This is a genomic window from Sphingobium sp. CFD-1 (assembly GCF_024611115.1).
Taxonomy (GTDB): Bacteria; Pseudomonadota; Alphaproteobacteria; order Sphingomonadales; family Sphingomonadaceae; genus Sphingobium; species Sphingobium baderi_A.
This window is the reverse complement of record NZ_CP084398.1, coordinates 1,981,214-2,005,665: the sequence shown is the minus strand read 5'-3', so window position 1 is coordinate 2,005,665 and position 24,452 is coordinate 1,981,214. Positions and strand designations below refer to the sequence as shown.

Here is a 24,452-nt window from a genome sequence, read left to right as displayed (position 1 = left end):
GCCGCAGGGAAGGGGCGTCATTGCCCCTTCACATAGACCCGCTTGCCGCCGATCCAGGTTTCCAGCACCTGCGTTGCGCGAATATCGGCCGGGCGCGCCATGGAAATATCCCGGTCGATCAGCAGGAAGTCCGCCCGTTGTCCGGGGATCAGGCTGCCGAACCGCTTCTCCGCGAAACCGGCATAGGCCGCCTGCCGCGTGAAGCCGTCCAGCGCCGCTTCAAAGCTTACGCGCTGTTCCGGCATCCACCCGCCAGCCGGTTCGCCCTTCGCGTCCTCGCGGCTCATGGCGACGGCAATGCCGGGGAAAGGGTTGGGATTTTCGACCGGCACGTCCGATCCGAAGGCCAGCGGCACGCGATTGTCCAGCATCGCCTTCCACGCATAGGCGCCTTTCAGCCGCGCCTCGCCCAGCCGCGCTGTGGCCATGCGCCAGTCCGACGCTTCATGCATCGGTTGCATCGATGCGACGATCCCGAACTGCCCGAAGCGCGGCAAATCGCCGGGCGAAACGATCTGGGCGTGTTCGACGCGCCAGCGCCGGTCGCCCTTGTAGGTTTCCGCCAGTTCAGTGATCGCGTCCAGCACTTCGCTGTTAGCCGCATCGCCTATGGCATGGACGGCGATCTGGAAATTGTCCATCGACGCCCGGCTCATGATGTTGCGAAGCTGGGTCGAAGGGATCATCGCCAGTCCCCGCTGCCCCGGCGCATCGGCATAATCCGCTTTCAGCCATGCTCCTCGCGATCCCAAAGCGCCGTCCAGCACCAGCTTGACCCCGCCCATCCGCAGATGGTCGTCATAGAGCCACGGCGTCGGCTCCGGCCCGGCGATCAGCACCATATTGTCCAGCCCCATCGCATAGGACATGATCCGCACCCGCAGCGCCCCCCGGTCGGCGGAGCGGCGAAACGCCTGCCAATCCTCTATGCGCGTGCCCATGTCGGCGATGGCGGTGATGCCCGCCGCCAGCAGTGTCTGTTGCGCCTTTTCGAGCGCGATGTCGCGATCCTTGGGTGCGGGCGGCGGCACGACGCGGGCCATCAGGTCCATCGCCTTGTCCACCAGCACGCCCGAAGGCTTGCCCGCATCCATCTCAATCCGCCCACCTGGTGGAGCCTTGCTCGCGGCCGTGATTCCGGCGGCCTTCAGCGCCAGATTGTTGGCCCAGCCCGCATGGCCGTCCACCCGTTCCAGCCAGACCGGAATGTCGGAAACGGCGGCATCCAGTTCGGCAGCGGTCGGGAAACGCCCCAGACCCCATTGCTCCTGATTCCAGCCCGTACCGATGATCCATTTCCGCCCTGGGCTGGCCTGTGCATAGGCCCGGATCTTCGCCTGCGCCTCCGCCAGCGATCGCGTCTCCGAAAGATCGAGCGTGACGAGCGACAGGCCCAGTCCCATCACATGCCCATGCGCGTCGATCAGGCCGGGGATCAGTGTCTTGCCACCGCCATCCAGCTTGAAGTCCAGCCGCTTGGGCGCGGGCGTATCGTCGCCCTTGCGCTTCTTGCGCTTGGGCGGGGGCGGTTCCTGATAGCGGCCCTGGATCAGTTTTTCGACCTTGCCTTCATCGTCGATCAGCAGGGCGTTGAAGTGCACGACCCGCCCCTGCGCGTCGAGCGCGATGCCGTTCACATTGTCGATCACGCCCGAAGCCAGCGCAGGCATGGGCAGGGCGATCGCGGCCAATGCCGCCAGCAGTCCAGCCTTCATGCCCGCGTGATCCGCCGCACCAGTGCGCTGATGTCCTGCCGATGCCCGTCCATCGCCTGCACATCGGCATAGAATTGATCGACCAGTGCCGTCATCGGCAAAGTCGCGCCATTGGCCCGCGCTTCGTCCAGCGCCAGTTCCAGGTCTTTACGCATCCAGTCGACCGACAAGCCGAAATCGAAACTGTCCTGTGCCATCGTCTTCCATTGATTGTCCATTACCCAGCTTTGCGCCGCGCCGCCGGAAATGGCCTCATATATTTTCTCCACATCCAGATTGGCGGCCTGCGCGAAGCGCAACGCTTCGGCTACGCCTTGCAGCGTGCCCGCAAGACAGATCTGGTTGACCATCTTCGTCGTCTGTCCCGCGCCGGCCCCGCCGACATGGACGATCCGCGCGGCATAGGCCTGCATGACGATCTGCGCCGCCGCGACAGCGGGCTTCGCGCCGCCGCACATGATGGACAGCCTGCCGTTTTCCGCGCCGATCTGCCCGCCGGTCAGGGGCGCGTCGACGCAATGCAGCCCCAGACTCTGCCCTTCGACATAAAGCTGCCGGGCGATCCGCGCCGATACCGTTGTATGATCTATGAAAAGACTGCCCGCTTTCATGGCCCGGAAAACGCCATCGCGCCCCAGCGTGATCTGTGACAGGTCGTCGTCGGTTCCAACGCAACTGATGACGATTTCCGCATCCTCCGCCGCCTTTGACGGGCTGATGGCGACTTCCCCGCCATAGGCTTCCGTCCAGCTTTTCGCCTTGCCGATGGAGCGGTTGTAGACGGTCACCTGATGCCCCGCCTTGGCCAGATGCCCCGCAATCGGGCCGCCCATGACGCCCAGGCCGATAAACGCGATGTTAGCCATAAATCCCGTACTTTATGTGCGTGCCCCATAGCCATAGGGCCAGTTTGGGGACGGTGCCAGTTTCTTCCGTCCTAATTTTCGTATAGGGGGCAGGCCATGAACACTCTGACCAAGATCGAAGGCGCCCTGCCGCTGCCCGTTTCCGTCGACGACATCCTTGCGGCGCGCGTTCGCATTTCCGGTTCGATCGTTCAGACGCCCACGCTGATCAGCCAGACGCTGTCCGACATGCTGGGCTGCAAGGTGTTCCTGAAGTTCGAAAATCTCCAGTTCACCGCCGCTTATAAGGAGCGCGGGGCGCTAAACCGCCTGTTGCAACTGGATGATGAAGCGAAGCGCAAAGGGGTGATCGCCGCTTCGGCAGGCAACCATGCCCAGGGCCTTGCCTATCATGGCAAGCGGCTGGGCGTGCCTGTCACCATCGTCATGCCCACCACCACGCCGACGGTGAAGGTGACGCAGACGCAGGGCCATGGCGCGCGCGTCGTGCAGTTCGGCGAGAAGTTCGACGACGCCTATGCCCACGCCCGCAAGCTGGAAGCGGAAGAAGGGCTGACCTTCGTCCATCCCTTTGATGAGCCGGACATCATCGCCGGGCAGGGCACCATCGCGCTCGAAATGCTGGAGCAGGCGCCGGAGATCGATACGCTGGTCATCCCCATCGGCGGTGGCGGCCTGTTTTCCGGCATGGGCACGGCGGCCAAGGCGATGAAGCCCGACATCAGCCTGGTTGCGGTGCAAGCGGAACTTTATCCGTCCATGTATGACTATATCAAGGGCGAGAATCTCGTCTGCGATGGCGACACGCTGGCCGAGGGGATTGCCGTCAAGCATCCCGGTGAACTGACCCGCCGCTTTGTCGAGCGGCTGGCCGACGATGTGCTGCTGGTCAATGAGCGCTGTCTGGAGGAGGCGGTCAGCCTGCTGCTCCAGATCGAAAAGACGGTGGTCGAAGGGGCAGGGGCGGCGGGCCTTGCCGCGTTGCTTACCCATCGCGAGATGTTCGCGGGCCGCAATGTCGGGCTGGTGCTGACTGGTGGCAATATCGACACGCGCCTGCTCGCCAATGTGCTGCTGCGCGATCTGGCGCGCTCGGGACGGCTCGCGCGGTTGCGGATACGGTTGCAGGATCGTCCGGGCGCGCTCTTCCATGTCGCCCGCATCTTCGATCAGGAAGCGGTCAACATTCTCGAACTGTCGCACCAGCGCATCTTCACCAACCTGCCGGCCAAGGGTCTCAGCCTCGACGTCGAGTGCGAGACGCGGGACCGCACGCATCTCCAGCGCCTGATCGCCGCCCTGCGCGAAGCGGGATATGAGGTCGCCCCGATCGAGGTTGCCTGACTTGCGGCGGTCCATCGTGTTTTCATGGTAAATGATCTTTTCATGGATGGATTGGGGCGGCATAGTCCTTCCATGAATCGTTCGTCCAATAGCGGTCTGGGGGAGAGGGGAGCATGAGCGCGCCATTCCGTTTTCCGCGCTTTTTTGTGACCAATCCGTCGCCATGCCCTTATTTGCCGGGCAGGAGCGAGCGGAAGGTGTTCACGGAACTGTCGGGCGAAAACGCCTCGGAACTCAATGACGCGCTTGGGCGAATCGGTTTTCGCCGCAGCCAGAACGTCGCTTATCGCCCCAGCTGCGCCGATTGTTCGGCCTGCGTGTCGGTGCGCGTGGTGGCGGAGGAATTCCAGCCGAACGCGACCCAGCGCAAATTGCTGCGGAGGAATGAGGATCTGGTCGTCACCCCCTGCAAGCCATGGTCGACAGAGGAGCAGTTCGCCTTGCTGCGGCGCTATCTCTCCGCGCGCCATCCCGGCGGGGGCATGACCGAAATGGACGAGATGGACTTTGCCGACATGGTCGAGCAGACCCCCGTCGACAGTCATGTGATGGAATATCGCGAACCGGGTGAGGATGGCCGTCCGGGCAGGCTGGTGGGCGCGTGCCTGACCGACCGGCAAGGCGACGGCCTGTCGATGATCTACAGCTTCTTCGACACGGATATGGAACATCGCAAGGGGCTCGGCAACTTCATCATCATGGATCATATCCTGAGCGCGGCGCGCGCGGGCCTTCCCTATGTCTATCTGGGCTATTGGGTCGAAGGGTCGCAGCGGATGCAATATAAGATCCGCTATCGTCCTCTGGAAAAACTGACGCGGGCAGGCTGGACGCGCTTCGATCCGACAGAACAGAGCGACGCCATCCGCAGCGGCCTTCCCCGCGAACAGCCGCTCATTCCGATGGAACTGGCGCGGGTGTTCCGTAAATAGCGCAGGGCATCAGGCTCGCGGGACGACAAAGCTAAACCGGCTGGAGGTTACGATAGAGGCCATGAACGGTCGCTGGCGATCGCGTGGCCCAAACTCCGAATGGCCCAAAGGCGTCGAGGTTGCGGGCCATCGTCTCTTTCCTTCTCACCGCAGGCACCCATCCAGTCCATCCCGCTGAACTACGCCGATCCGCGCGGCGATGCTGTTGCCGTAGCGGCGGGTAAAGCCGCTCGGCGCGACGGCTGCCCGTTTCTTGGGGAGCGGCAGGATGGCGGCGATCCGCGCTGCTTCGGCTCGCGTCAGGCGGCTCGCGTCATGGTGAAAATAGCGCATCGCTCCCGCGTTGGCGCCATAGGTTCCGATCCCGGTCTCCGCGACGTTCAGGTAAACCTCCATGATCCGCCGCTTGCCCCATATCGCTTCGATCAGCACGGTGAACCACGCCTCGAACCCCTTGCGGACAAAGCCGCCGCCCTGGATCAGGAACACATTCTTCGCCGTCTGCTGGCTGATCGTCGATCCGCCCCTGATCCTTCCTCCGCTGGCATTGTGCCGCATGGCCTGGGCGATCGCGTCGACATCGAAGCCATGGTGCGAACAGAAACGGCTGTCCTCCGCCGCGATGGCGGCGCGCGCCATGTTCGGCGCCATCTCATCCAGGCTCATCCAGTCTTTGGTGAAGCCGTGGGGATCGAACAGCATCGTCCACGTCACGGGCGGTGGCACGAAACGATACAGGCCGACCATCAGGAGCGACAGAATCACGAAGCCGCCCACGATCTTGAACGGAATGGTGATCCAGCGGGAACGGCGGCGCGATGAAGGGGGCTTTTCGGTCATGACGATCTCGTAACGCGCCCTGCCACCCATGTTCAAGCGGCGGCGAGCGTTCTTTCGGGGCGTCCGCGATGGATGAGCAATATCATCGCCGCCGCAATCAGGCACAACAGGCCCGCTGCCACGAACGCAGGCATATAGCTTTGCCAGACCGTTCGTGACAGGCCTCCGCCAAGGGCTGCGCTGGCCGCGCCGAGCTGATGCCCGGCAAATATCCATCCAAAAACGATATTCGTCTTTTCCGGTCCAAAATGGCGGGCCGTCAGCTTTAAGGTCGGCGGCACGGTCGCCACCCAATCCAGCCCATAGAAGATCGCGAAGATCGACAGGCTGTAGAGCGAAAAGTCGCTGAACGGCAGATACAGCAGCGAAAGCCCTCGCAGGCCATAATAGCAGAACAGCAGCCATCGATTGTCGAACCGGTCGGACAGCCAGCCCGACGCCAATGTCCCGCCGAAATCGAACAGCCCCATCATCGCCAGCATGGACGCGGCGCCGACGGCGGCTAATCCATAATCCCCGCACATGGCGATGAAATGGGTCTGGACCAGCCCGTTGGTGCTGGCGCCGCAGACAAAGAAGGAGAAGAACAGAACCCAGAAAACGGGCGCCCCGGCCGCTTCGCGCAGAACCGCGATCGGCGTCACCAACAGCGCGCCCAATGTGGCGGGCTGCACCGGAGCGGGTTCTACGGCGCCCGCGCCATAGGGGGCAAGGCCAAGGTCGGAAGGCCGATCCTGCATGATGAGGAAAACGACCACGGCTGCGATCAGGATGGCGCCGCAGATCATCAGCAGCGCCATGCGCCAGCCATGGCTCTCCGTCAGCCCTGCCAGCAGCGGCAGGAAGGCAAGCTGGCCGGTCGCCGTGCTGGCGGAAAGCAGGCCCATCACCAGCCCGCGCCGTTCGGAAAACCAGCGCGTCGCGACCGTCGCGCCCAGAACCATGGCCGTCAGTCCCGTGCCAAGTCCGATCACCACGCCCCACAGCAGGAAGAGCTGCCATATCCGGTCCATGGCCAATGAAAGCAGCATTCCGCAGGCCACAATGCCCAGTGAAATCAGCATCATGCGACGGATACCGAAACGATTCATGAAGGCCGCCGCGAACGGTCCCATGCCCCCGAACAGCAGGAAGCGAATGGCCAGCGCGCCGGAAATATCAGCGGCGCTCCAGCCGAATTCCTTTTGCAGGGGAACGATGAATACGCCCGGCGCGCCCACGGCCCCGGCAACGACCAGCATGGTGAGGAAGGTCGCGCCCGCCACCGCCCAGCCATAATGCACATTGCGCGCGGAAAATCGCCGCGCGAGACGGGCGGAGAGCATGAAGTTTCCTCCGGGAAGTCACGGATTGCGGTTAAATGATATATGTCATATATATGATCAAGGGCCAATTGACGAAAGGCGGCCATGAAAGTCAGTCGGGAACAGGCCACGCGCAATCGTGAAAAGGTGGTGGACGCTGCTTCACGCCTGTTTCGCGCGCGTGGTGTAGACGGCGTCGCCATTGGCGAAGTCATGCGCGAATGTGGCCTGACCCATGGCGGCTTCTATAACCAGTTCGCGTCGAAGGATGGGCTGGCCGTTGAAGCCTGCGCCCGGTCCCTGATGCGAAGCGCCGAACGCTGGCGCGGCATAGTGGCTGAAACGAGCGAGGGAAATGCATTGCACGCCATTGCGGCCGACTATCTGAGCGGGCGGAACCGGGACGCGCCTGAAACAGGCTGCGCCCTCATCGCGCTTGGCCCTGACGCGGCCCGTAAGGGAGGCGATCTGGCCGACGCTTTTCGCCATGGTTTCGAAGCCTTGGCTGCCATTCTTGAGGAAGCTGATCAGGAAGGCGGCCAGGAAGCGGCTCTGGCGCGCATGTCTCAATGGGTCGGAGCCTTGTCGCTCGCGCGCGCTGTCGGCGACCCGGCCCTTTCCGACCAGCTATTGAGCGCGGCGCGCAAAGCGGCTGGGCTGGCGGCATGAGCGCGTCCCCCAACTGGAGGCCGATGAAGGCCGGTGACATTGCTGCCGTGACGGCTATTTCGGATCAGGTGCACGGCGCTTTCACGGAAGGCGCGGATGTCTATGCTGAAAGGCTGACGCTCTATCCCGCCGGATGTTTCGTGCTGGAACGGGACGGCCATGTCCGAGGCTATCTTATCACCCATCCATGGATGGCGGCCGATCCGCCTGTATTGAACAGGCTGCTGGGAGCCATGCCGGCAAAGGCGGATTGCTATTATCTGCACGACCTCGCGATCCTGCCCAATATGCAGGGGGGAGGCGCCGGATCGGCCGCGATGCGCCATGTCGTCGATGCGGCCCGTGAAGCAGGCCAAAACCGCATTCTGCTCATGGCCGTCAACGGCGCCGATAGCTTCTGGCAGCGGCAGGGCTTTGCGGACATGTCCGACCGGATTGCCCCCGCCAAGCGCGCGTCCTATGGCCCGGACAGCTTTTTCATGGGTCTTGAGATTTGAAACGCGGCCATGCCGCCGACCCGCAGCGCCAAAGAAAAAGCCCCAGAGAATTTCCGGGGCTTTCCTTCATCGTTCGACAGGATCAGGCCGCTGCGAACCGGGCCATCTTGCCGAGTCTGTCCCCGGCGATCCGCATCATCGCTTTTTGCAGCTTTTCGAAAGCCCGAACCTCGATCTGGCGCACACGCTCACGGCTTACGCCATAGACCTGCGACAGTTCCTCCAGCGTCTTGGGCTCTTCGGCCAGTCGCCGTTCGGCCAGGATATGTTTTTCCCGGTCGTTGAGGTCGTCCATCGCTTCCACGAGCATGTCGTGGCGCAACTCGCGCTCCTGTTCGTTGGCGACGCGTTCGTCCTGCAGCGGATCGGTGTCTGCCAGCCAATCCTGCCACTGGCCTTCGCCATCCTCGCGCATCGGTACGTTGAGCGACGTGTCGCCGCCCATCGCCATGCGCCGGTTCATGGAGACCACATCTTCTTCCGAAACGCCCAGATCGGTCGCGATCTTCTTGACGTCATCGGGATGCAGGTCGCCATCCTCGAACGCTTCGATATTGTTCTTCATCCGGCGCAGGTTGAAGAACAGCTTCTTCTGCGCGGCGGTGGTGCCCATCTTCACGAGGCTCCAGGACCGCAGGATGAATTCCTGGATCGAGGCGCGAATCCACCACATCGCATAGGTCGCCAGACGGAAACCGCGATCGGCTTCGAACTTCTTCACGCCCTGCATCAGGCCGATATTGCCCTCGGAGATCAGCTCGCTGACCGGCAGGCCATAGCCGCGATACCCCATCGCGATCTTCGCCACCAGGCGCAGATGCGACGTCACGAGCTGCGCCGCCGCTTCAGGATCCTGATGTTCCTGATACCGCTTGGCGAGCATATACTCCTGCTCCGGAGTCAAAAGCGGAAACTTGCGGATTTCCGACAGATAACGGTTCAGGCTGGCTTCACCGCCCAGCGCCGGCACCGTTGGGACATTGCTTTTGTCAGCCATGTCGCTTCACCTTTCCCTTTCATGCGCGGCGGGACCCAGAAGAGGCGTCACAGGCGCCGTCGCAAACTTTCCAAACCTCTATACGTGGAGCTGACTTAACAGTTCCTGCATATCGGCTGGCAAAACACTCTCAAAACGCAGGCTTTCGCCTGTTAAGGGGTGTATGAACCCCAGCGCCTTTGCGTGCAATGCCTGCCTTTTGAAACCCATCGTTTCCAGTATTGATTTGAAACCTTTCCTGTCTCTACCGTAAACCTGATCCCCGATCAAGGGGTGTCCGATATGGGCCATGTGAACGCGCACCTGATGGGTCCGCCCGGTTTCCAGCCGGCATTCCACCAGAGCCGCGCCCGCGAGCCGCTCCATCGTGCGGTAATGGGTGACGGCATGTTTGCCGCGCCCTTCCCGATGAACGGCCATCTTCTTTCGATCAGCGTCGGATCGGCCGATCCATGTATCCACCGTTCCTTTGCCCGGAGCCGGAACCCCATAGACGATGGCGGCATAAAGCCGGTCGATGCTATGATCCTTGAACTGGCGGGCGAGTCCCTCATGGGCCTTGTCCGTCTTGGCAACGACCAACAGGCCCGAAGTATCCTTGTCGATGCGATGAACGATGCCGGGCCGTGCAACACCTCCGATGCCTGACAATTGGCCCCGGCAATGGTGGAGCAGCGCATTGACCAGCGTGCCGTCCAGATTGCCCGCCGCCGGGTGGACGACGAGGCCGGCGGGCTTGTCCACGACGATCAGCTCGGCATCTTCATAGGCGATGCTGAGCGCAATGTCCTGCGCCACGGCTTCCGCCTCGACGGGCGGGGGCAGGGCGATGGTGAAGGACTGTCCGGCGGCCACCTTCATGGATGGGTTGGGCGACCGGCCATCGGTTATGACCTGGCCTTCCAGGATCAGCGCCTTCAGCCGCTCGCGCGAAAGATCGGGCAGCAGGTCGGCCAGAGCGCGGTCGAGCCGCAGCCCGGCCTGCGCCTCTCCGATCGTCGTTTCGATGATGGAAACCCCCGCGCCCATTGCTAAGGATGTAAGAATGAAAGTCTCCATTTCAAGGGAATGTCTGGAACAGATCCTGCACCTGGCCGCTGCCGGAAAGGATGAGATATGCGGCCTCCTGCTGGGCGCGGAAGGGCGGATCGAGGCGATCCGGCCCGGCGCCAATATCGCCGCCGACCCGTCCCGCCATTTTGAGCTGGACCCCGCAGCCCTCCTCGCCGCGCACAAAGCCGCACGGGCTGGCGGACCAAGGATCGTCGGCCATTATCACTCGCATCCGGGCGGGGTCGCGGTGCCTTCCGCTACCGACGCCGCCTGTGCGGCCCCCGATGGCAGCCTGTGGCTGATCGTGGCGGACGGCGTGGCACGGCTTTGGATCGCGGGGCCGGGCGAGGGGGGGAATGTGCATTTTGCCGAAGCGGCGCTCGATATCATGTGAGGGAAAGGGGGTGAGCCGGGCTTGCATCCTCCGGTTGGGCGGCGCATTAGCGTGATATTCCCCAGATGTTCAACCAATTGAGCGGCAGCCATCCTTCATGACCCATCCGACCGACAGCATCGAATTTGCCAGCCTGCTTTGTTCGCGCCTGTGCCATGACCTGCTCAGCCCGGTCGGCGCACTGAACAACGGGCTGGAACTGATGGCGGATGAAACGGACCCGGATATGCGCCAGCGCTGCCTGGACCTGTTGTCGGACAGTGCGAAGACGTCGGCGAACAAGCTCAAATTCTTCCGTCTGGCCTTCGGATCGGCGGGCGGTTTCGGCGATGCCGTGCCGACGCATGAAGCGCGCGTCGCGATTGAAGGGATGTTCGCCACGGCCGGCCGCGTCAAGGTCGGCTGGCTGGTCGAGGACGATATGCTGGGCAAGCTGCCGGTCAAGATCCTGCTCAACCTCGCGCTGATTGCGGGCGATGCGCTGGTGCGCGGCGGGCAGCTAGACATCGGGGCGGAGCAGCGGACCGGCGTGACGGAGATCGTCGTGCGGGCGGAGGGGCCCAAGCTGGTGCTGGACCCGGACCTGCGTTCGGCGCTGGCGGGCACCCTGCCGCCGGAAGGACTGGCATCGCGCACCGCCGCCGCCTGGATGGTGAGGGAACTGGTGACGAAGGCAGGCGGCGATGTCGCGCTGTCGCCACCGGGTGAGCCGGTGTTGCTGTTCGGCGTTTCCATTCCCGGCTGATTCGGCGTCCCGGCGGAGTGGAACATCCGGTCGACGGAACAGGGCCGAAGCGATCATGGTTATGCCGTGCTCATGTAGGACGACACGGGATGCGTGGTCTGTCCGCTGTCCCTCCCCGTTCATCCTGAATAGCCACTGAGCGCAGTCGAAGTGGCGTATCGAAGGACTGATGTCGCGCAAGACCGTTCGATACGGATATTCAACGGGCCTGTCTGAACCTGTCGAAGGGCTCAGTCTCTACTTAGGCGAACGGACGCTTATGTTTCGGCAAAGCCCGCAAAACGGCCGCTTCCCACAATCGCACATTTCGAAAGAAGCACCCCAAGCCACCCCTCCAACAAAAAACCCGGCCGCTTTCGCAGCCGGGTTTCCTGTTTGCTCTGTAACAGCGATCAGGCGCTGTAATACATATCGAATTCGACCGGCGAAGGCGCCATTTCCCAGCGATACACTTCCGGCCACTTCAGTTCGAGATAGGCGTCGATCTGGTCCTTGGTGAACACGTCGCCCTTCAGTAGGAAGTCGTAGTCGGCTGCCAGCGAGTCGAGCGCCTCGCGCAGCGAAGCGCAAACGGTCGGCACCTGGCTCAGCTCTTCGGGCGGCAGGTCATAGAGGTTCTTGTCCATCGCGGAACCCGGATGGATCTTGTTTTCGATGCCGTCGAGGCCCGCCATCAGCAGCGCGGCGTAGCAGAGATAAGGGTTCGCCATCGCGTCGGGGAAGCGGAATTCCACGCGCTTCGCCTTGGCGCCCGCGCCATAGGGAATACGGCAGGAAGCCGAACGGTTGCGCGCCGAATAGGCCAGCAGAACGGGCGCTTCAAAGCCCGGCACCAGGCGCTTGTAGCTGTTGGTGGTCGGGTTTGTGAAGGCGTTCAGCGCCTTGGCGTGCTTGATGACGCCGCCGATGAAGTAGAGGCACATGTCGGACAGACCGGCATAGCCCTCGCCCGCGAACAGCGGCTTGCCGCCGTCCCAGATCGACATGTGGGTGTGCATCCCCGAACCATTGTCCTGTGCGATCGGCTTGGGCATGAAGGTCGCGGTCTTACCATAGGCCTGGGCGACCATGTGGACCACATATTTGTAGATCTGCATCCGGTCGGCAGTCTGGACCAGCGTGCCGAAGGTCAGGCCCAGTTCGTGCTGCGCGGCGGCGACTTCATGGTGATGCTTGTCGCAGGGCAGGCCCATTTCAAGCATGGTGGTGACCATTTCGGCGCGGATGTCGGTGGCCGGATCGACCGGCGCGACGGGGAAATAACCGCCCTTGGCGCGCGGACGGTGGGCCAGGTTCCCGCCTTCATATTCGCGGCCGGTGTTGGTCGGCAGCTCGATATCGTCGATCTTGTAGAAGGACTCATTATAGTCCGAGTTGAAGCGGACATCGTCGAACATGAAGAATTCGGCTTCCGGACCCACATAGACCGTGTCGCCGAAACCGGCCGACTTGACGAAGGCTTCGGCGCGCTTCGCGGTCGAGCGGGGATCACGGGCATAAAGCTCGCCGGTGTCCGGCTCCACAATGTCGCAGAACAGGATCATCATCGGGGTCGCGCTGAACGGATCGACATAGACAGCGTCCAGGTCGGGCTTCAGGATCATGTCCGACTCGTTGATCGCCTTCCAGCCTTCGATCGACGAACCGTCGAACATCAGGCCTTCATTCAGTTCATCTTCGCCCAGCACGGTCGACACCATGGTCAGGTGCTGCCACTTGCCCTTGGGATCGGTGAAACGCAGATCGACCCATTCGATCTCCTTTTCCTCGATCATCTTGAGGATGTCTTTAGGCGTGTTGGCCATGTGAACTTGCCCTTCTTTCATGATTACCCCCCCGAAGGGGTCGGTTGATGCTTATGTCCGCCGGTCCCCTGAGCAGCCGGCGTGGACGTTTTTCAAAATCAGATGGCGTCGCTGTCGCGTTCGCCGGTGCGGATGCGGACCGCGCCCTCGATCGTGGAGATGAAGATCTTGCCGTCGCCGATCCGCCCGGTCTGCGCGGCTGCGGAGATTGCTTCCACCACGCGGTCGGCCAGCGTGTCGTCCACCACAACCTCCAGCTTCACCTTGGGGAGGAAGTCGACGACATATTCAGCGCCGCGATAAAGTTCGGTGTGGCCCTTCTGGCGGCCAAAGCCCTTCGCCTCGGTCACGGTGATGCCGGACACCCCCACTTCGTGCAGCGCTTCCTTCACTTCGTCCAGCTTGAACGGCTTGATGATCGCTTCGATCTTTTTCATCTCAAAAAAATCCCACAGCAGACGCATTCAGCAGAGGAAACGCCCCTCCGCCCACATTCAAGGTAACGATCATCATGCCCCCCTCGGGCAAGCGCCGCCCCTCTCGACAATCAATTCCCGTGCCAAATGGCGAATCGCCGGATATGCTTTCGGCGATGCAGCAATCTTTGTCCATATTGCCCGGATTCCGGGCAATCCTTTACCCAAATGCCTAATTTTTAGGCATAGGGTGGTGAGTCGAGTCCAGCGGGACTTTTCGTGAAGATTTCGCAGCCCGTCTCGGTGATGCCGATGCTATGTTCGAACTGGGCGGAAAGGGTGCGATCGCGCGTCACCGCGGTCCAGCCGTCATCCAGCATCTTCACGCCGGGCTTGCCGATGTTGATCATCGGTTCGATGGTGAAGAACATGCCGGGCCGCAGTTCGGGGCCAGTGCCGGGGCGGCCGATGTGCACGACCTCCGGGCTGTCGTGGAACACGCGGCCCAGTCCATGCCCGCAGAAATCGCGCACCACGCCATAGCGATGCTTTTCCGCGTGCCGCTGGATAGCATGGCCGATGTCGCCCAGATGATTGCCGGGTTTCGCCTGCTCGATGCCCAGCATCAGGCATTCATAGGTGATTTCGACCAGCCGCCGCGCCTTGATGGGCGCTTCTCCGGCAATATACATGCGGCTGGTGTCGCCGTGCCAACCGTCAACCAGCGGCGTCACGTCGATATTGAGGATGTCGCCGTCGCGCAGCTTCTGATCGCCGGGGATGCCGTGGCAGATCACATTGTTGAGCGAGATGCAGCAGCTATGCGTATAGCCGCGATAGCCCAGCGTCGCGGGCACGCCGCCGCCCTCCAGCGTCATCCGGCGGACGATGTCGTCCAGTTCCCCCGTAGTCACGCCGGGCACGACATGGGGCGCCAGCGCGTCGAGAATCTCCGCCGCCAGCCGTCCGGCCTTCCTCATGCCTTCGAAACCCGCCGCGTCATGGAGCTTGATCGCGGCAGAGCGGGAAATCGGCGCGTCCGCCGTCATGGTCATATATTCGGTCATGCCGCGATTATAGGGCGTTGCGCGGAATAATGCGAGGGGGGTGGGCGGCTATCGGGCTCTATGCAGCGCGCGCGACGCAGGCTATGGGCGTGTGTCATGGCCGATCCCCAACGCATCTGGACCGCAGCTCTGATCGTCATCGGCGACGAAATCCTCTCTGGCCGCACGCAGGACAGGAATGTCGCGCAGATCGCCACCTGGCTGAACGTGCAGGGAATCCGCCTCACGGAAGTGCGGATCATCGCGGATGACAGCGGCGCCATTGCGGAGGCGGTGAATATGCTGCGCGCCCGCAACGACTATCTGTTCACGACTGGCGGCATCGGGCCGACCCACGATGACATTACTGTCGACGCAATCGCGGGGGCGCTGGGCGTGGAAGTGGAAATCCATGCCCAGGCGCGGGCGATGCTGGAAAGCTATTATGAGACTCGCGGTGGGCTCACCGAAGCGCGGCTCCGCATGGCGCGGGTGCCGGCCGGGTCGTGCCTTATCGAAAACCGCATGTCGGGCGCGCCGGGCATCCGCCATGGCAATATCTTCATCATGGCGGGCGTGCCCTATATAACGGCCGGGATGTTGGAAAGCCTGACGGGCAAGTTGGAGGGTGGATTGCCACTGCTGTCCGCCACGGTGGGCTGCTGGGTCGCGGAAAGCGAAATCGCGGACCTGCTGGCCGAAGCCGAACGCGGCCATGAAGGGTGCCAGATCGGCAGTTACCCCTTCTTCCGCGATGGGCGCACGGGCGCCAACTTCGTGGTTCGATCGACCGATCAGGCCGTGCTGGACCGCTGCGTCGCGGACCTTGGCCTGGCGCTGGAAGCCGGCGGCTGGCCCGTCATCGCGGGCGGTATCTGATCCATAACATCGGTTAGGGCGATGAAATGCCGTCAGGGCGCGTCGATATGTGGCGCGGCAGCGGCGGGCTGCGTTGCGCGTAGGCATCGGCTGACGCTATGTTGCGTTGCATCAACGGCTGTTCCCATCTCATCGCGTGAGCGGGTCGGCGAGCGGACTGTCTCGAAAGAATAGGGTGAGGGGTTATCCCGATGCTTTTCAGGAGTGGCTTTGTGCGTCCTGTGAAAATGCGAATGGATAGGCCAGGAATAAACATGTTGAAGGAGAAACTGTCATGCGGATCGTGATGACCGGGTCTGGCTATGTGGGTTTGGTGTCGGGGGCATGTCTTGCGGATTTCGGTCACGAAATCATTTGCGTGGACAAGGACGAGCGCAAGATCGCGATGCTGCTTGAGGGCGGCGTCCCGATCTATGAGCCAGGGCTCAAGGAACTGATCGCGCGCAATGTCGATGCGGGCCGTCTGACCTTCACCACCGACCTGGCGGCTTCTGTCGCGCAGGCCGATGTGGTGTTCATCGCGGTAGGCACGCCCGCGCGTCGGGGCGATGGCCATGCGGACCTCACCTATGTCTATGACGCATCGCGGGAGATCGCGGCGTCGCTCAAGGGCTTTACCGTCATCGTCACCAAATCGACCGTTCCCGTGGGCACCGGCGACGAGGTGGAGCGCATCATCCGCGAAACCAATCCGCAGGCGGAGTTCGCCGTAGCCTCCAACCCGGAATTCCTGCGCGAGGGCGCGGCCATTCAGGACTTCAAGCGCCCCGACCGCATCGTCGTCGGCATCGAGCACGAACGCGCCCGCCCGGTGATGGAGGAAGTCTACCGCCCGCTCTACCTCAACCAGTCGCCGATGATATTCACCGGCCGCCGGACCAGCGAACTGATCAAATATGCCGCCAACGCCTTCCTGGCGATGAAGATCACCTACATCAACGAGATCGCCGAGCTGTGCGAGCAGGTGGGCGCGGACGTGCAGCAGGTGGCGCGCGGCATCGGCCTCGACAACCGGATCGGGGGCAAGTTCCTCCACGCCGGGCCGGGCTATGGCGGCTCCTGCTTCCCCAAGGACACGCTGGCGCTGGTCAAGACGGCGGAGGATGCGGGCGCGCCCGTCCGCCTCATCGAAACCACCGTCGCCATCAACGAAAGCCGCAAGCGGGCGATGGCGCGCAAGGTGATCGCGATATGCAACGGCTCTGTGCGGGGCAAGACGGTCGCGGTGCTGGGCCTGACCTTCAAGCCCAATACCGACGACATGCGCGATGCGCCCTCGCTTTCGATCATTCAGGCCTTGCAGGACGCGGGCGCGCAGATCCGCGCCTACGACCCCGAAGGCATGGAAGCGGCCAGCGCCATGATGAAGGATGTCGAGTTCGCGGCCAATCCCTATGTCGCGGCGGAAGGCGCCGCCGCCGTGGTGCTCGTGACGGAATGGGACGCCCTGCGCGCGCTCGATCTCAAGCGGCTGCGCGGCGTGATGGCGGGCGATGGTCTTATCGACCTGCGGAACATCTATCGCCCGGACGATGCGGAAGCGGCAGGCTTCGTCTATGCCAGCGTGGGCCGCGGCGCGCCACCGCTCGCCGAACCGCTGGTGGAAGCGGCGGAATAAGGCTCAGTCTGCGCCATAAAGTGTCTGGGAACCGCCCGCCAAGGCGTGCAGGCGGCCCCAGCACTTCACCCACTGGCCCACTATATCGACCCGCCGCGCGCCGGGCATCAGCATCCCCGCCAACCCCGCCGTCCGCAGCCCCAGCAACGCGAGCGACCGCGCGAACAGCGAAAGTCCGCCTGTCAGCCCCGGCCTTTGCTTGCGCCTTGCCAGCGTTTCCGTGCAGCCGATGCGCCACATCCGCCGCAGCACCCATGACAGGCGGGTGCGCTCAGCCGGCACCCATTCGCTGACCCGCGCATGCGGCGCCCAGCCGAACGTCCCGCCCGCCGCGCGCAACCGCATCAGAAAATCCAGATCTTCCCCCCCGCTACGGTTGAAGCGCATGTCGAACCAGGGCGGCGCGACCCGCTCCAGCGCCCTGCGCGTAAGAAGCAGGTTGTTACTCGCCCACAGCATGTCCGTGACGCCCTTGGGCCGTTCCTCCGCCCGGAAAACCAGCGTCTCGCTCACCCAGCGGGGCGGCGGCGCGCTGAACTGCGGATCGACCGGCCCGCCCACGACCTCCGCGCCCGTTTCCGCCTGACAGGCGATCAGCGCGTCGAGCCAGCCGGGCTGCGGCCATTCATCATCGTCGATCATCGCCAGCAGCCGCATCGCCGGATCCGCCATCGCCGTTTCCGTAATGGCGTTCCGTACCGCGCAAAGTCCCGGCTGCTCCACGATCAGGACATGCAGGGTCAGGGGATAGCCCGCCGCCTCCAGCGCCCGCGCCACCGCTGCGCCCTCTTGCCCGCGCGCATCATTCTCCGCGACCAGCACCACCACATCGCCCCGCCGCACCACATCGCCCATGCGCTCAAGCAGGTGGCGAAGCCGGTCCGGGCGGCGGAAGGTGGGGACAGCGATCCAGATCGGCGCGCTCGGGTTCACCAGGCGGCGGCTCCGATGGCCTTGGCGCGGGCGCGACGGCCGTCATAGAGCCATTTGATCGCCCGATGCCCGCGCACCTCGATCAGATGATAGCTCGCCCAGCAAAGCAGCCATGTCGCCGCGACGGTGCCGATCAGGAACAGCGCGTCCACGCCCGTCACGCCATGCCGCTGGGCCACCGTCAACGCCCGCGCCCCGATGTCGCGCACGAGCGGATGCCACAAATAAATGGAATAGCTGATAAGGCCGAGGTGAAAACTCAACCGATTGGCCAGCAGCGCCCGCGCCGCCGCGCCGTCATAATAGCAGCACAGCACCAACGCGGGCATCAGGCAGACCACCAGCAGGTCTTGCTTCCCCGGCAGCGACAACGCCACGGCAATCGCCGCGCAGACCAGCGCAAACGCTCCCGGCCTGTCGAACGCCGCCCGCGCCCAGCGCATCCGCGCGCAGCGATAGGCGATCACCCCCAGAGCAAAGCCGCCAAGGCAGCGCAGCAGCGTCAACACGCTGTCCGACGCCAGCACGTCCATGGGACCGCTCGCGCCCAGCCCGGAGCGCGACACCAGCCACAGCAGCGCCACCGCCGCCAGCCCCTGCACCCACACCCATCGCGAAAAGGCCACCGCCGCGATCAGCGGGTAGAGCAGATAGGCCGCAACCTCCGTGCTCACCGACCAGCTATTCCCGGCAATCGGCTCCGTCCCCCAACCCCAGCTTTGCACCATCAGCAGGTTGCTGAGGATATTGACGGGAGTAAGGGGAATGCTCTGGCTACCCGAAATGTTGATCAGGATGCGGGCGATGCACACCACAGTCACCACCAGATGCAGCGGCCACACCCGCGCCGCCCGGTTGACGAGGAAGTCGCCATAGGCGGGCAGGCTCCAATGCCGCCCTACCTTCTCATAATAGCCGACCGATATGACGAAGCCAGACAGGATGAAGAACAGGTCCACCGCCAGATAGGCGCGCGAAAAGAGCGGCATCGCAAAGCCCGCGAACGCCGCTTGCTGCGGAATATGATAAAGCAGCACCGCGACAGCCGCCAACCCGCGCAGGCCGGTCAGGGAAGCGACCCTCATGCGCTGCGCTCCCGCATCTGCGGCGCAGCCCTGAACGCATCGGCGATGGCGCTCCACAACGGCTTGCGCTCGCCCGCCGCGTCCAGAGGCAGGCCGCGCGACAATTGTCCGTCCGGCCACTTATAGTCGGGATAGTTGGAGAGCCAGGAATAGCGGTCCGAAAGCCCCCAGCATACCACGCCCCGCGTCGCCGGATTGTCCAGCGTCACGTCGAGGAAAGCCTTGGCAACCGCGGCCAGCTCCCGGTCGCGCTTGTCGGGATCGGGCGGCCCGCCCCGGTCGGCCAGGTCGAACTCGGTGACGGATATGTCGAGGCCATAGCCGGTGATCTTGTCGAGGAAATCGGCAAAGACCTTCTGGCTGAACCCTTCCTTATAGGGTTTGAGGTGCCCCTGTATGCCCACCGCGTCCACCGGCACGCCCCGCGCCATCAGCCGGTCGAGCAGTTTGAGGAAAGCCGTGCGCCGCCGTTCGCAGCGGGTCGAATCATGCTCCAGCCCGAAATCGGTCAGGAACAGCGACGCCTTGGGATCAACCTCCCGCGCCGTGTGGAATGCCGTGTCGATATAGCCTTCGCCCATGGTGCGAAGCCACATGCTGTCCGCCCGCATCCCGTCCGGCCGGCCGTCATTGGGCTCTATCGCTTCATTCACCACGTCCCATTCGGTGATCCAACCGGCATAGCGGCGCATCGCGGTGCGGATATAATCCGTCATCAACTTTTCGCGTGGCCCCGGTTTCGCCGCGTGCAGCGCAGGTTCCAGCCAGTCGGGATTGGCCGCATACCAGACCAGCGGATGCCCGCGCCCGGCAATGTCATGCTTGCGGGCAAAGGCCATGATCGCATCCGTGCCACTGAAATCATAGCGGCCCTGCTTGCGCTCGGTCGTGCCGCGCTTCAGCTCATATTCCTGCACCACGATGTCGCATTCGCGGGCGACGGCGGCGGTGAAGTCCGGGTCTTCGCGGAGTTGGCGGGATTTGACCGCGCAGCCGAAATAGCGCCCCGTCCGACGCGCCAGCGCGGCAAGGCCGGGGGAGGGCGGGATCGCTGCGCGCGCGGGGGCGGAAGGCAAGGCCCCCAGCGCCAGCGCGCCCATGACGAAATCCCGCCGTCTCATATCTTGGGCCTTCCCACGACCATGTGGGACAGGTCGATCCAGCGGTCCGTCAACCTGCGATAGACCGGATCGGGCAGCACGATCTGCATGAATACCGTGGCGGCGAGGCGCGGGCCGAAAGCGCCCCGGCACACCGCTTCCAGATAATAGCGCATCGCCCGCGCCCGGCTGGTCGGCCATATGCTTTTCGCGGCGTGCCAGCCCATATAGGCGGCAAAGGCGCGGGGCGAGATATGGGGACGCAGGTCACGCAGCCATGTCAGGCTGCCCACATTGCCGCGCACATGGGACAGGCGCTGGTCCGTCTTGCTGTCGGCCCAGATCGTGCCGGGCCGCTCCGTCATCACGAAACGCGCGCCCGCCAGCGACAGCCGCACCGCGAAATCGGTGTCGTCGCCAAAGCGCACATCCTCGCGATAGCGCACCTTTTCGGCGAGTGGGCGGCTCAGCGCCATGCTGCTCGTCTGGATGAAGCCCCGATCGCACATCAGATAGCCGTCGATCGTCTCTCCATCGGCGATGGCGCGCGGCGGCTTCAGGAAATTGCGCCCGCCGCCCCGGTCGGCCAGCACCTGACCATAGGCCACGACATTGTCGTCCTGCTGCACCAGCGGTAGCAGATCGGCCAGATGATAGGGCAGGAAGCGGTCGTCGCAGTCGAGAAAGGCGATATAGCGGCCCCGTGCCTCGTCTATCCCCCGGTTGCGCGCCGCCGCCGCGCCCTGATTGTCCTGCACGATGACGCGCAGGCGCGGATCGCTCACGGCGGCCAGCGCCGCCTGCGTATCGTCGGTCGATCCGTCCACTACGACGATGACCTCGATCATCATGACGGTCTGTTCCAGCGCCGACATGACCGCGCCGACAATCGCATCGGCCCGCTGATAGGTCGGGATCACGACCGAAAAGATCGGACGCGCGGCAGCTTCCTTCAATGCCGCGGGGGAATGCCATGTGCTCATCACGACTTGGCGCCATGGCTGAGCGGTTCGGCCTTGCCGAAGCGCAGGACGAAGCCGTTGACGAGCGACCGGTACAGCGGCTTGGGCAGGTAGGACCGCAATATCTGCCGCGCGATGATCTTCGGCGGCACGCCCCCCGCGACGAAGCCTACGATCAGGTCGCGGATCGCCATCACGGGGCGGATCGGGGCCATGTGATAGGCCAGCACCGTCGCGCGATAGCCGCGCCGCGCCCGCCCGGTCAGCATATGGCCGCACCGCTCCAGCCAGTCGAGCGACGTTTCATAGCCCTTCACATAGGATGTCCGCCCCGCCTCCGTGGCGTCGAGCCAGATGGTGAGCGGCTGCTCGATCATGTGGAACCGCGCGCCCGCGCCTTGCAACCGGACGCAAAAATCCAGGTCCTGTCCTTTCTTGAGCGCCGGGTCGAACAGCACGTCCTGCGCCAGCGGGGTGCACACCACCATGGTCGACGTCTGCATGAACTGGTTGGCGCAGAACAGATATTCGCCCACATCCTCATCCTCGCGGATGCCCCGGTCGGGCCTGATCCAATAGCGGTCGACGCCCCGGTCCACCTTCATCCGCGAATAGAGCACGGTGAGGCCATCGTCCCCGTCCAGCGCCTTCGCCATGATGGAAAGCTTGCCGGGCAGGAACAGGTCGTCGGAATCGAGAAACGCGATATAGCGGCCCTGTGCTGCCTTTATCCCGGCGTTGCGCGCCGCGCCGCCGCCTGCATTGTCCTGCCGGATGTAGCGGATGCGGGGATCGCCGATCGCTTCGATCACTGGCTGGGGATCGTCGCGCGATCCATCGTCGACTACGACGATCTCATAATCCGTCCAGTCCTGCGACAGCACCGAACGGATCGTTTCGCCGACTTGCGCGGCGCGATTGTAGAGGGGGATGACAACAGAGAAAAAGGGCGTGGTCATGCGCCGTGCACCTTCCGATATTCCTCATAATGGATGCCGGTGAGGCCCGCGATCTTGCCGGCGGCGCGATAAAGCTTGCCCAGCCGCTCGACCCGCTTGCCCCGGTCGAGCGTCGCGACCGCGCCCAGCCCGCCGACGATGAAACCCCCGACGATGCGCGGCGCTTCACTGGCGGCGGCGCGCAGGGGGCCATGCTGGGTCCGCAGCACGATCATGTCGGTCATGCCCACGCGATAGCCGCGCATCAGCAGCCATTTGGCGGTGACGCGGCTCGCCGGGATCAGCTCCGTGACGACCGCCTCCTCCGACCAGGCGAAGCGGTGGCCGGCGCGCTTCATCGCGGTGAAAAGCTGCTTGTCCGACCCGCCGGTCAGCGCCATCCGCTCATCGAACGGTCGTGGCCCCATGCCCCGGAGCGTCCGCGCGGCGATCAGCACATTGGCCGTGCTGTCGATCAGATCGACCGGCCCCGACGCGCCCCGGCTCTTGGGCTGGAGCAACGGATGGCGCGCCGCCCATTCATCGACCTCCCTGTCCATCTCGCGCAGCACCGCGCCGCCCACGACATCGGCCCGCCACTTCTCCGCCGCCTCGACCAGCGAGTCGATCCAGCGGGGGGAGGCCGCCTCGTCATCGTCCAGCATCGCGACATGGGTGACGCCCTCGCGCGCCAAAGCCACTTCGGTGAGCGCGTTGCGGACATGCGGGATGCCCCGCTGCCTGACGGGCATCCCCATGATCGGCCAGCGATAGCCGGCCTTCGCGATGCGGTCGAGCGCGACCAGCCCTTCCTGCCGCTCGGCATCATTGTCTCCGACCACGACCTCCACCTCATGCCGCGTGTCGAGCGCCGCGATGGACTCCAGCGTCCGCATCAGGCCCTGTGGCCGGTTGCAGGTGGCGATGCATATGATGACCTTAGCCATGGGCAGGCTCCTGCGATTGGGGGGATTGGAGGAAACGGCGGTTCCACACGCGCCGGGGCCGCGCCTTGTAGGTCGCGTGGGCGGTCGCGATTGCTGCAAGGAAGATCACCCAGACCTGCCTGTCCTTGTCGAAAAAGGATGTTTCGAGCAGGTTCTGATACAGCACGAACACCCAGATCGCGAAGGCGGGCACCATCAGCTTCTGGTTCTCCCGCGTCGTGCCGGTCAGGAACCACCAGGCGGGCAGCGCGACGAAGGACAGGATCAGCATGACAAGGCCCAGCGGCCCCGTCGTCACCCAGATTTCCAGATAGCCGTTATGCGAGTGCGCCGTGCGGAGCTGGAACACCTGATTGAGATAGTCGCGCGACGGCGAAAGGTCGCCGACCTGCCAGAAGCCGCCAAAGCCCGCCCCCAGGAACGGATGATCCTCCAGATAGGCGAGCGGCACATGCCAGATCGAAACGCGCCCGGTGAAGGATGTGGGATCGGCGAAGATTCGCTCCACCACCGGCTGATAGGCGACGTAGAGCCACAGCACTCCCACCATTCCGAGCGCCAGCATCAGCAGCAGGACCGCCCGCTTCTGCGTGGAATCGCTCAGCGCGCGATAAATGGCGCAGACCATCAGAATGGCGAAGGACAGGGCCAGCGACGTCTTGCTCTTGGTCCCCACCACAAAGACGAAGGCCATCAGGGACCACAGCGCATAAATCCACTTCTTCGTGTCGATCCACGCATTGACCGTCACCATGAAGCACAGCGCCATCACCGCGCCCGCGATATTCTTGTGGAAGAAGAAACCGCGCCACGCGCCGACCAGCGCCCGGTCATTCTCGCTGGGCGGGTGCACCGCCGCCGGAATGATCGGCAGCGACACCCAGCAGATGATGAGCGACAGGATCAGCGCCGACCGCAAGGATTGCATCAACCGCTCCGGCCCGATCATGGAAAGGGTGCAGAAGGTGATGTAGATCACGATGATCTGCTGCATCACGCGCTTGAACGACACGAACGGGTCGACGCCCCATGTGCATGTGACGCAGAACCAGGCCAGCATGATGACCACCGGCCAATAGCTGAACTTGTATCGCGGCGGATGCTTGCGGATGATCTGCACGCCCGCCAGCAGCAGGGCGAAACCGATGAACAGCGCCTGCTTGAACAGGTCGCCGCCGTCATTGTTCGCCGCCAGCTCGACCAGTTCTTCCTGCGTGCGCTCCGCGAAGGGGCGCTGGCCGATAAAGACCATCATCAGGAACACGAAATAGAATATCTGCGCCGTCAGGATGAGCCGTTTGGATTCCCGCGGTTGGGACGCCTTGACCTCCAGCGGGGCGCTGCGCTGCCATGCAAGCGATGCCATG

Annotated in this window: 24 protein-coding genes; 8 read left to right on the top strand and 16 right to left on the bottom strand. The window is 63.7% G+C overall.

The genetic code is table 11. The features are described from left to right. Window positions 1–17: 17 nt before the first annotated feature. The gene (locus tag LDB26_RS10220; RefSeq protein ID WP_257538308.1) at window positions 18–1,715 is read right to left on the bottom strand and encodes an amidohydrolase; all 1,698 of its coding nucleotides are present in this window, start codon (window positions 1,713–1,715) and stop codon (window positions 18–20) included. Continuing rightward, window positions 1,712–2,581 (bottom strand): NAD(P)-dependent oxidoreductase, encoded by an 870-nt coding sequence (locus LDB26_RS10215; RefSeq protein ID WP_062066204.1) that lies wholly within the window; start codon window positions 2,579–2,581, stop codon window positions 1,712–1,714. Before LDB26_RS10215 ends, LDB26_RS10220 begins: the two co-directional genes overlap by 4 nt. A gap of 96 nt (window positions 2,582–2,677) precedes the next feature. On the opposite strand from LDB26_RS10215, the gene LDB26_RS10210 reads away from it, so the two are divergent. Together LDB26_RS10210 and LDB26_RS10205 are read left to right on the top strand one after the other, a co-directional pair. Continuing rightward, entirely contained in the window at window positions 2,678–3,925 is a 1,248-nt protein-coding gene (locus LDB26_RS10210) for a threonine ammonia-lyase (protein ID WP_062066202.1), read from the top strand. A gap of 113 nt (window positions 3,926–4,038) precedes the next feature. After that, window positions 4,039–4,857 carry an arginyltransferase gene (locus LDB26_RS10205; RefSeq protein WP_257538307.1) on the top strand — a complete coding sequence of 273 codons (819 nt, stop codon included), beginning with the start codon at window positions 4,039–4,041 and terminating at the stop codon, window positions 4,855–4,857. A 144-nt stretch (window positions 4,858–5,001) separates the two neighbouring features. Here LDB26_RS10205 and mtgA read toward each other — a convergent pair whose 3' ends face one another. Both mtgA and LDB26_RS10195 read right to left on the bottom strand, forming a co-directional pair. Further along, window positions 5,002–5,697, bottom strand: coding sequence for a monofunctional biosynthetic peptidoglycan transglycosylase (gene mtgA, locus LDB26_RS10200; protein WP_257538306.1), 696 nt, complete (start codon window positions 5,695–5,697; stop codon window positions 5,002–5,004). A gap of 32 nt (window positions 5,698–5,729) precedes the next feature. Then, complete coding sequence (locus LDB26_RS10195; protein ID WP_257538305.1) at window positions 5,730–7,022, bottom strand: MFS transporter; 1,293 nt, start codon at window positions 7,020–7,022, stop codon at window positions 5,730–5,732. A gap of 84 nt (window positions 7,023–7,106) precedes the next feature. On the opposite strand from LDB26_RS10195, the gene LDB26_RS10190 reads away from it, so the two are divergent. Both LDB26_RS10190 and LDB26_RS10185 read left to right on the top strand, forming a co-directional pair. After that, window positions 7,107–7,670 (top strand): TetR/AcrR family transcriptional regulator, encoded by a 564-nt coding sequence (locus LDB26_RS10190; protein WP_062066192.1) that lies wholly within the window; start codon window positions 7,107–7,109, stop codon window positions 7,668–7,670. Continuing rightward, window positions 7,667–8,167 (top strand): GNAT family N-acetyltransferase, encoded by a 501-nt coding sequence (locus LDB26_RS10185; protein ID WP_257538304.1) that lies wholly within the window; start codon window positions 7,667–7,669, stop codon window positions 8,165–8,167. The genes LDB26_RS10190 and LDB26_RS10185 overlap by 4 nt, the downstream gene beginning before the upstream one ends. Before the next feature lie 82 nt (window positions 8,168–8,249). Here LDB26_RS10185 and rpoH read toward each other — a convergent pair whose 3' ends face one another. Together rpoH and LDB26_RS10175 are read right to left on the bottom strand one after the other, a co-directional pair. Next, the gene (gene rpoH / locus LDB26_RS10180; RefSeq protein WP_062066187.1) at window positions 8,250–9,164 is read right to left on the bottom strand and encodes an RNA polymerase sigma factor RpoH; all 915 of its coding nucleotides are present in this window, start codon (window positions 9,162–9,164) and stop codon (window positions 8,250–8,252) included. A 78-nt stretch (window positions 9,165–9,242) separates the two neighbouring features. Continuing rightward, window positions 9,243–10,193 (bottom strand): RluA family pseudouridine synthase, encoded by a 951-nt coding sequence (locus tag LDB26_RS10175; RefSeq protein ID WP_257538303.1) that lies wholly within the window; start codon window positions 10,191–10,193, stop codon window positions 9,243–9,245. 16 nt (window positions 10,194–10,209) lie between these two features. Here LDB26_RS10175 and LDB26_RS10170 point away from each other — a divergent pair, with 16 nt between their 5' ends. Next, a complete protein-coding gene (locus LDB26_RS10170) occupies window positions 10,210–10,611 on the top strand; it encodes a Mov34/MPN/PAD-1 family protein (protein ID WP_062066181.1) in 402 nt (133 codons plus the stop codon). Between the two features lie 97 nt (window positions 10,612–10,708). Then, window positions 10,709–11,356 (top strand): histidine phosphotransferase family protein, encoded by a 648-nt coding sequence (locus LDB26_RS10165; protein WP_062066178.1) that lies wholly within the window; start codon window positions 10,709–10,711, stop codon window positions 11,354–11,356. 392 nt (window positions 11,357–11,748) lie between these two features. On the opposite strand, the gene glnA is transcribed toward LDB26_RS10165, so the two are convergent. From glnA to map, 3 genes are all read right to left on the bottom strand, one after another. Next, the gene (glnA, locus tag LDB26_RS10160) at window positions 11,749–13,161 is read right to left on the bottom strand and encodes a type I glutamate--ammonia ligase (protein WP_062066175.1); all 1,413 of its coding nucleotides are present in this window, start codon (window positions 13,159–13,161) and stop codon (window positions 11,749–11,751) included. 98 nt (window positions 13,162–13,259) lie between these two features. Further along, window positions 13,260–13,598 carry a P-II family nitrogen regulator gene (locus LDB26_RS10155; RefSeq protein WP_062068871.1) on the bottom strand — a complete coding sequence of 113 codons (339 nt, stop codon included), beginning with the start codon at window positions 13,596–13,598 and terminating at the stop codon, window positions 13,260–13,262. Between the two features lie 218 nt (window positions 13,599–13,816). Then, complete coding sequence (map, locus tag LDB26_RS10150) at window positions 13,817–14,644, bottom strand: type I methionyl aminopeptidase (RefSeq protein ID WP_062066172.1); 828 nt, start codon at window positions 14,642–14,644, stop codon at window positions 13,817–13,819. A gap of 96 nt (window positions 14,645–14,740) precedes the next feature. Here map and LDB26_RS10145 point away from each other — a divergent pair, with 96 nt between their 5' ends. Together LDB26_RS10145 and LDB26_RS10140 are read left to right on the top strand one after the other, a co-directional pair. Then, window positions 14,741–15,502: a molybdopterin-binding protein gene (locus tag LDB26_RS10145; RefSeq protein ID WP_062066170.1), complete on the top strand. Its 762-nt coding sequence runs from the start codon at window positions 14,741–14,743 to the stop codon at window positions 15,500–15,502. 274 nt (window positions 15,503–15,776) lie between these two features. Next, the gene (locus LDB26_RS10140; RefSeq protein WP_257538302.1) at window positions 15,777–17,120 is read left to right on the top strand and encodes a UDP-glucose/GDP-mannose dehydrogenase family protein; all 1,344 of its coding nucleotides are present in this window, start codon (window positions 15,777–15,779) and stop codon (window positions 17,118–17,120) included. A gap of 3 nt (window positions 17,121–17,123) precedes the next feature. Here the strand turns inward: LDB26_RS10140 and LDB26_RS10135 are convergent, their stop codons facing one another. The 7 genes from LDB26_RS10135 to LDB26_RS10105 are packed head-to-tail and all read right to left on the bottom strand — an operon-like array spanning window position 17,124 to window position 24,451. Next, window positions 17,124–18,053: a glycosyltransferase family 2 protein gene (locus LDB26_RS10135; protein WP_257538301.1), complete on the bottom strand. Its 930-nt coding sequence runs from the start codon at window positions 18,051–18,053 to the stop codon at window positions 17,124–17,126. Further along, a complete protein-coding gene (locus LDB26_RS10130; RefSeq protein ID WP_257538299.1) occupies window positions 18,050–19,138 on the bottom strand; it encodes an acyltransferase in 1,089 nt (362 codons plus the stop codon). The genes LDB26_RS10135 and LDB26_RS10130 overlap by 4 nt, the downstream gene beginning before the upstream one ends. Beyond that, window positions 19,135–20,259 carry an endo-1,4-beta-xylanase gene (locus LDB26_RS10125; RefSeq protein WP_257538297.1) on the bottom strand — a complete coding sequence of 375 codons (1,125 nt, stop codon included), beginning with the start codon at window positions 20,257–20,259 and terminating at the stop codon, window positions 19,135–19,137. Before LDB26_RS10125 ends, LDB26_RS10130 begins: the two co-directional genes overlap by 4 nt. Beyond that, window positions 20,256–21,221 (bottom strand): glycosyltransferase family 2 protein, encoded by a 966-nt coding sequence (locus LDB26_RS10120; RefSeq protein ID WP_257542061.1) that lies wholly within the window; start codon window positions 21,219–21,221, stop codon window positions 20,256–20,258. Before LDB26_RS10120 ends, LDB26_RS10125 begins: the two co-directional genes overlap by 4 nt. Further along, on the bottom strand, window positions 21,221–22,159 hold the full coding sequence (locus LDB26_RS10115) for a glycosyltransferase family 2 protein (RefSeq protein WP_257538295.1): 939 nt from the start codon (window positions 22,157–22,159) through the stop codon (window positions 21,221–21,223). The genes LDB26_RS10120 and LDB26_RS10115 overlap by 1 nt, the downstream gene beginning before the upstream one ends. After that, window positions 22,156–23,085: a glycosyltransferase family 2 protein gene (locus tag LDB26_RS10110; RefSeq protein WP_257538294.1), complete on the bottom strand. Its 930-nt coding sequence runs from the start codon at window positions 23,083–23,085 to the stop codon at window positions 22,156–22,158. The genes LDB26_RS10115 and LDB26_RS10110 overlap by 4 nt, the downstream gene beginning before the upstream one ends. Further along, entirely contained in the window at window positions 23,078–24,451 is a 1,374-nt protein-coding gene (locus LDB26_RS10105; RefSeq protein ID WP_062066149.1) for an O-antigen ligase, read from the bottom strand. The genes LDB26_RS10110 and LDB26_RS10105 overlap by 8 nt, the downstream gene beginning before the upstream one ends. Between the last annotated feature and the right edge of the window lies 1 nt (window position 24,452).

Bases quoted from the DNA above. Each gene is read 5' to 3' on its own strand.
- LDB26_RS10185 (WP_257538304.1), top strand. From the start codon at position 7,667: ATGAGCGCGTCCCCCAACTGGAGGCCGATGAAGGCCGGTGACATTGCT.
- LDB26_RS10220 (WP_257538308.1), bottom strand. From the start codon at position 1,715: ATGAAGGCTGGACTGCTGGCGGCATTGGCCGCGATCGCCCTGCCCATG.
- LDB26_RS10165 (WP_062066178.1), top strand. From the start codon at position 10,709: ATGACCCATCCGACCGACAGCATCGAATTTGCCAGCCTGCTTTGTTCG.
- LDB26_RS10115 (WP_257538295.1), bottom strand. From the start codon at position 22,159: ATGACCACGCCCTTTTTCTCTGTTGTCATCCCCCTCTACAATCGCGCC.
- glnA (WP_062066175.1), bottom strand. From the start codon at position 13,161: ATGGCCAACACGCCTAAAGACATCCTCAAGATGATCGAGGAAAAGGAG.
- mtgA (WP_257538306.1), bottom strand. From the start codon at position 5,697: ATGACCGAAAAGCCCCCTTCATCGCGCCGCCGTTCCCGCTGGATCACC.
- LDB26_RS10175 (WP_257538303.1), bottom strand. From the start codon at position 10,193: ATGGGCGCGGGGGTTTCCATCATCGAAACGACGATCGGAGAGGCGCAG.
- LDB26_RS10105 (WP_062066149.1), bottom strand. From the start codon at position 24,451: ATGGCATCGCTTGCATGGCAGCGCAGCGCCCCGCTGGAGGTCAAGGCG.
- LDB26_RS10195 (WP_257538305.1), bottom strand. From the start codon at position 7,022: ATGCTCTCCGCCCGTCTCGCGCGGCGATTTTCCGCGCGCAATGTGCAT.
- LDB26_RS10120 (WP_257542061.1), bottom strand. From the start codon at position 21,221: ATGAGCACATGGCATTCCCCCGCGGCATTGAAGGAAGCTGCCGCGCGT.
- LDB26_RS10190 (WP_062066192.1), top strand. From the start codon at position 7,107: ATGAAAGTCAGTCGGGAACAGGCCACGCGCAATCGTGAAAAGGTGGTG.
- LDB26_RS10140 (WP_257538302.1), top strand. From the start codon at position 15,777: ATGCGGATCGTGATGACCGGGTCTGGCTATGTGGGTTTGGTGTCGGGG.
- LDB26_RS10210 (WP_062066202.1), top strand. From the start codon at position 2,678: ATGAACACTCTGACCAAGATCGAAGGCGCCCTGCCGCTGCCCGTTTCC.
- rpoH (WP_062066187.1), bottom strand. From the start codon at position 9,164: ATGGCTGACAAAAGCAATGTCCCAACGGTGCCGGCGCTGGGCGGTGAA.
- LDB26_RS10125 (WP_257538297.1), bottom strand. From the start codon at position 20,259: ATGAGACGGCGGGATTTCGTCATGGGCGCGCTGGCGCTGGGGGCCTTG.
- map (WP_062066172.1), bottom strand. From the start codon at position 14,644: ATGACCGAATATATGACCATGACGGCGGACGCGCCGATTTCCCGCTCT.
- LDB26_RS10110 (WP_257538294.1), bottom strand. From the start codon at position 23,085: ATGGCTAAGGTCATCATATGCATCGCCACCTGCAACCGGCCACAGGGC.
- LDB26_RS10205 (WP_257538307.1), top strand. From the start codon at position 4,039: ATGAGCGCGCCATTCCGTTTTCCGCGCTTTTTTGTGACCAATCCGTCG.
- LDB26_RS10145 (WP_062066170.1), top strand. From the start codon at position 14,741: ATGGCCGATCCCCAACGCATCTGGACCGCAGCTCTGATCGTCATCGGC.
- LDB26_RS10155 (WP_062068871.1), bottom strand. From the start codon at position 13,598: ATGAAAAAGATCGAAGCGATCATCAAGCCGTTCAAGCTGGACGAAGTG.
- LDB26_RS10130 (WP_257538299.1), bottom strand. From the start codon at position 19,138: ATGAGGGTCGCTTCCCTGACCGGCCTGCGCGGGTTGGCGGCTGTCGCG.
- LDB26_RS10170 (WP_062066181.1), top strand. From the start codon at position 10,210: ATGAAAGTCTCCATTTCAAGGGAATGTCTGGAACAGATCCTGCACCTG.
- LDB26_RS10215 (WP_062066204.1), bottom strand. From the start codon at position 2,581: ATGGCTAACATCGCGTTTATCGGCCTGGGCGTCATGGGCGGCCCGATT.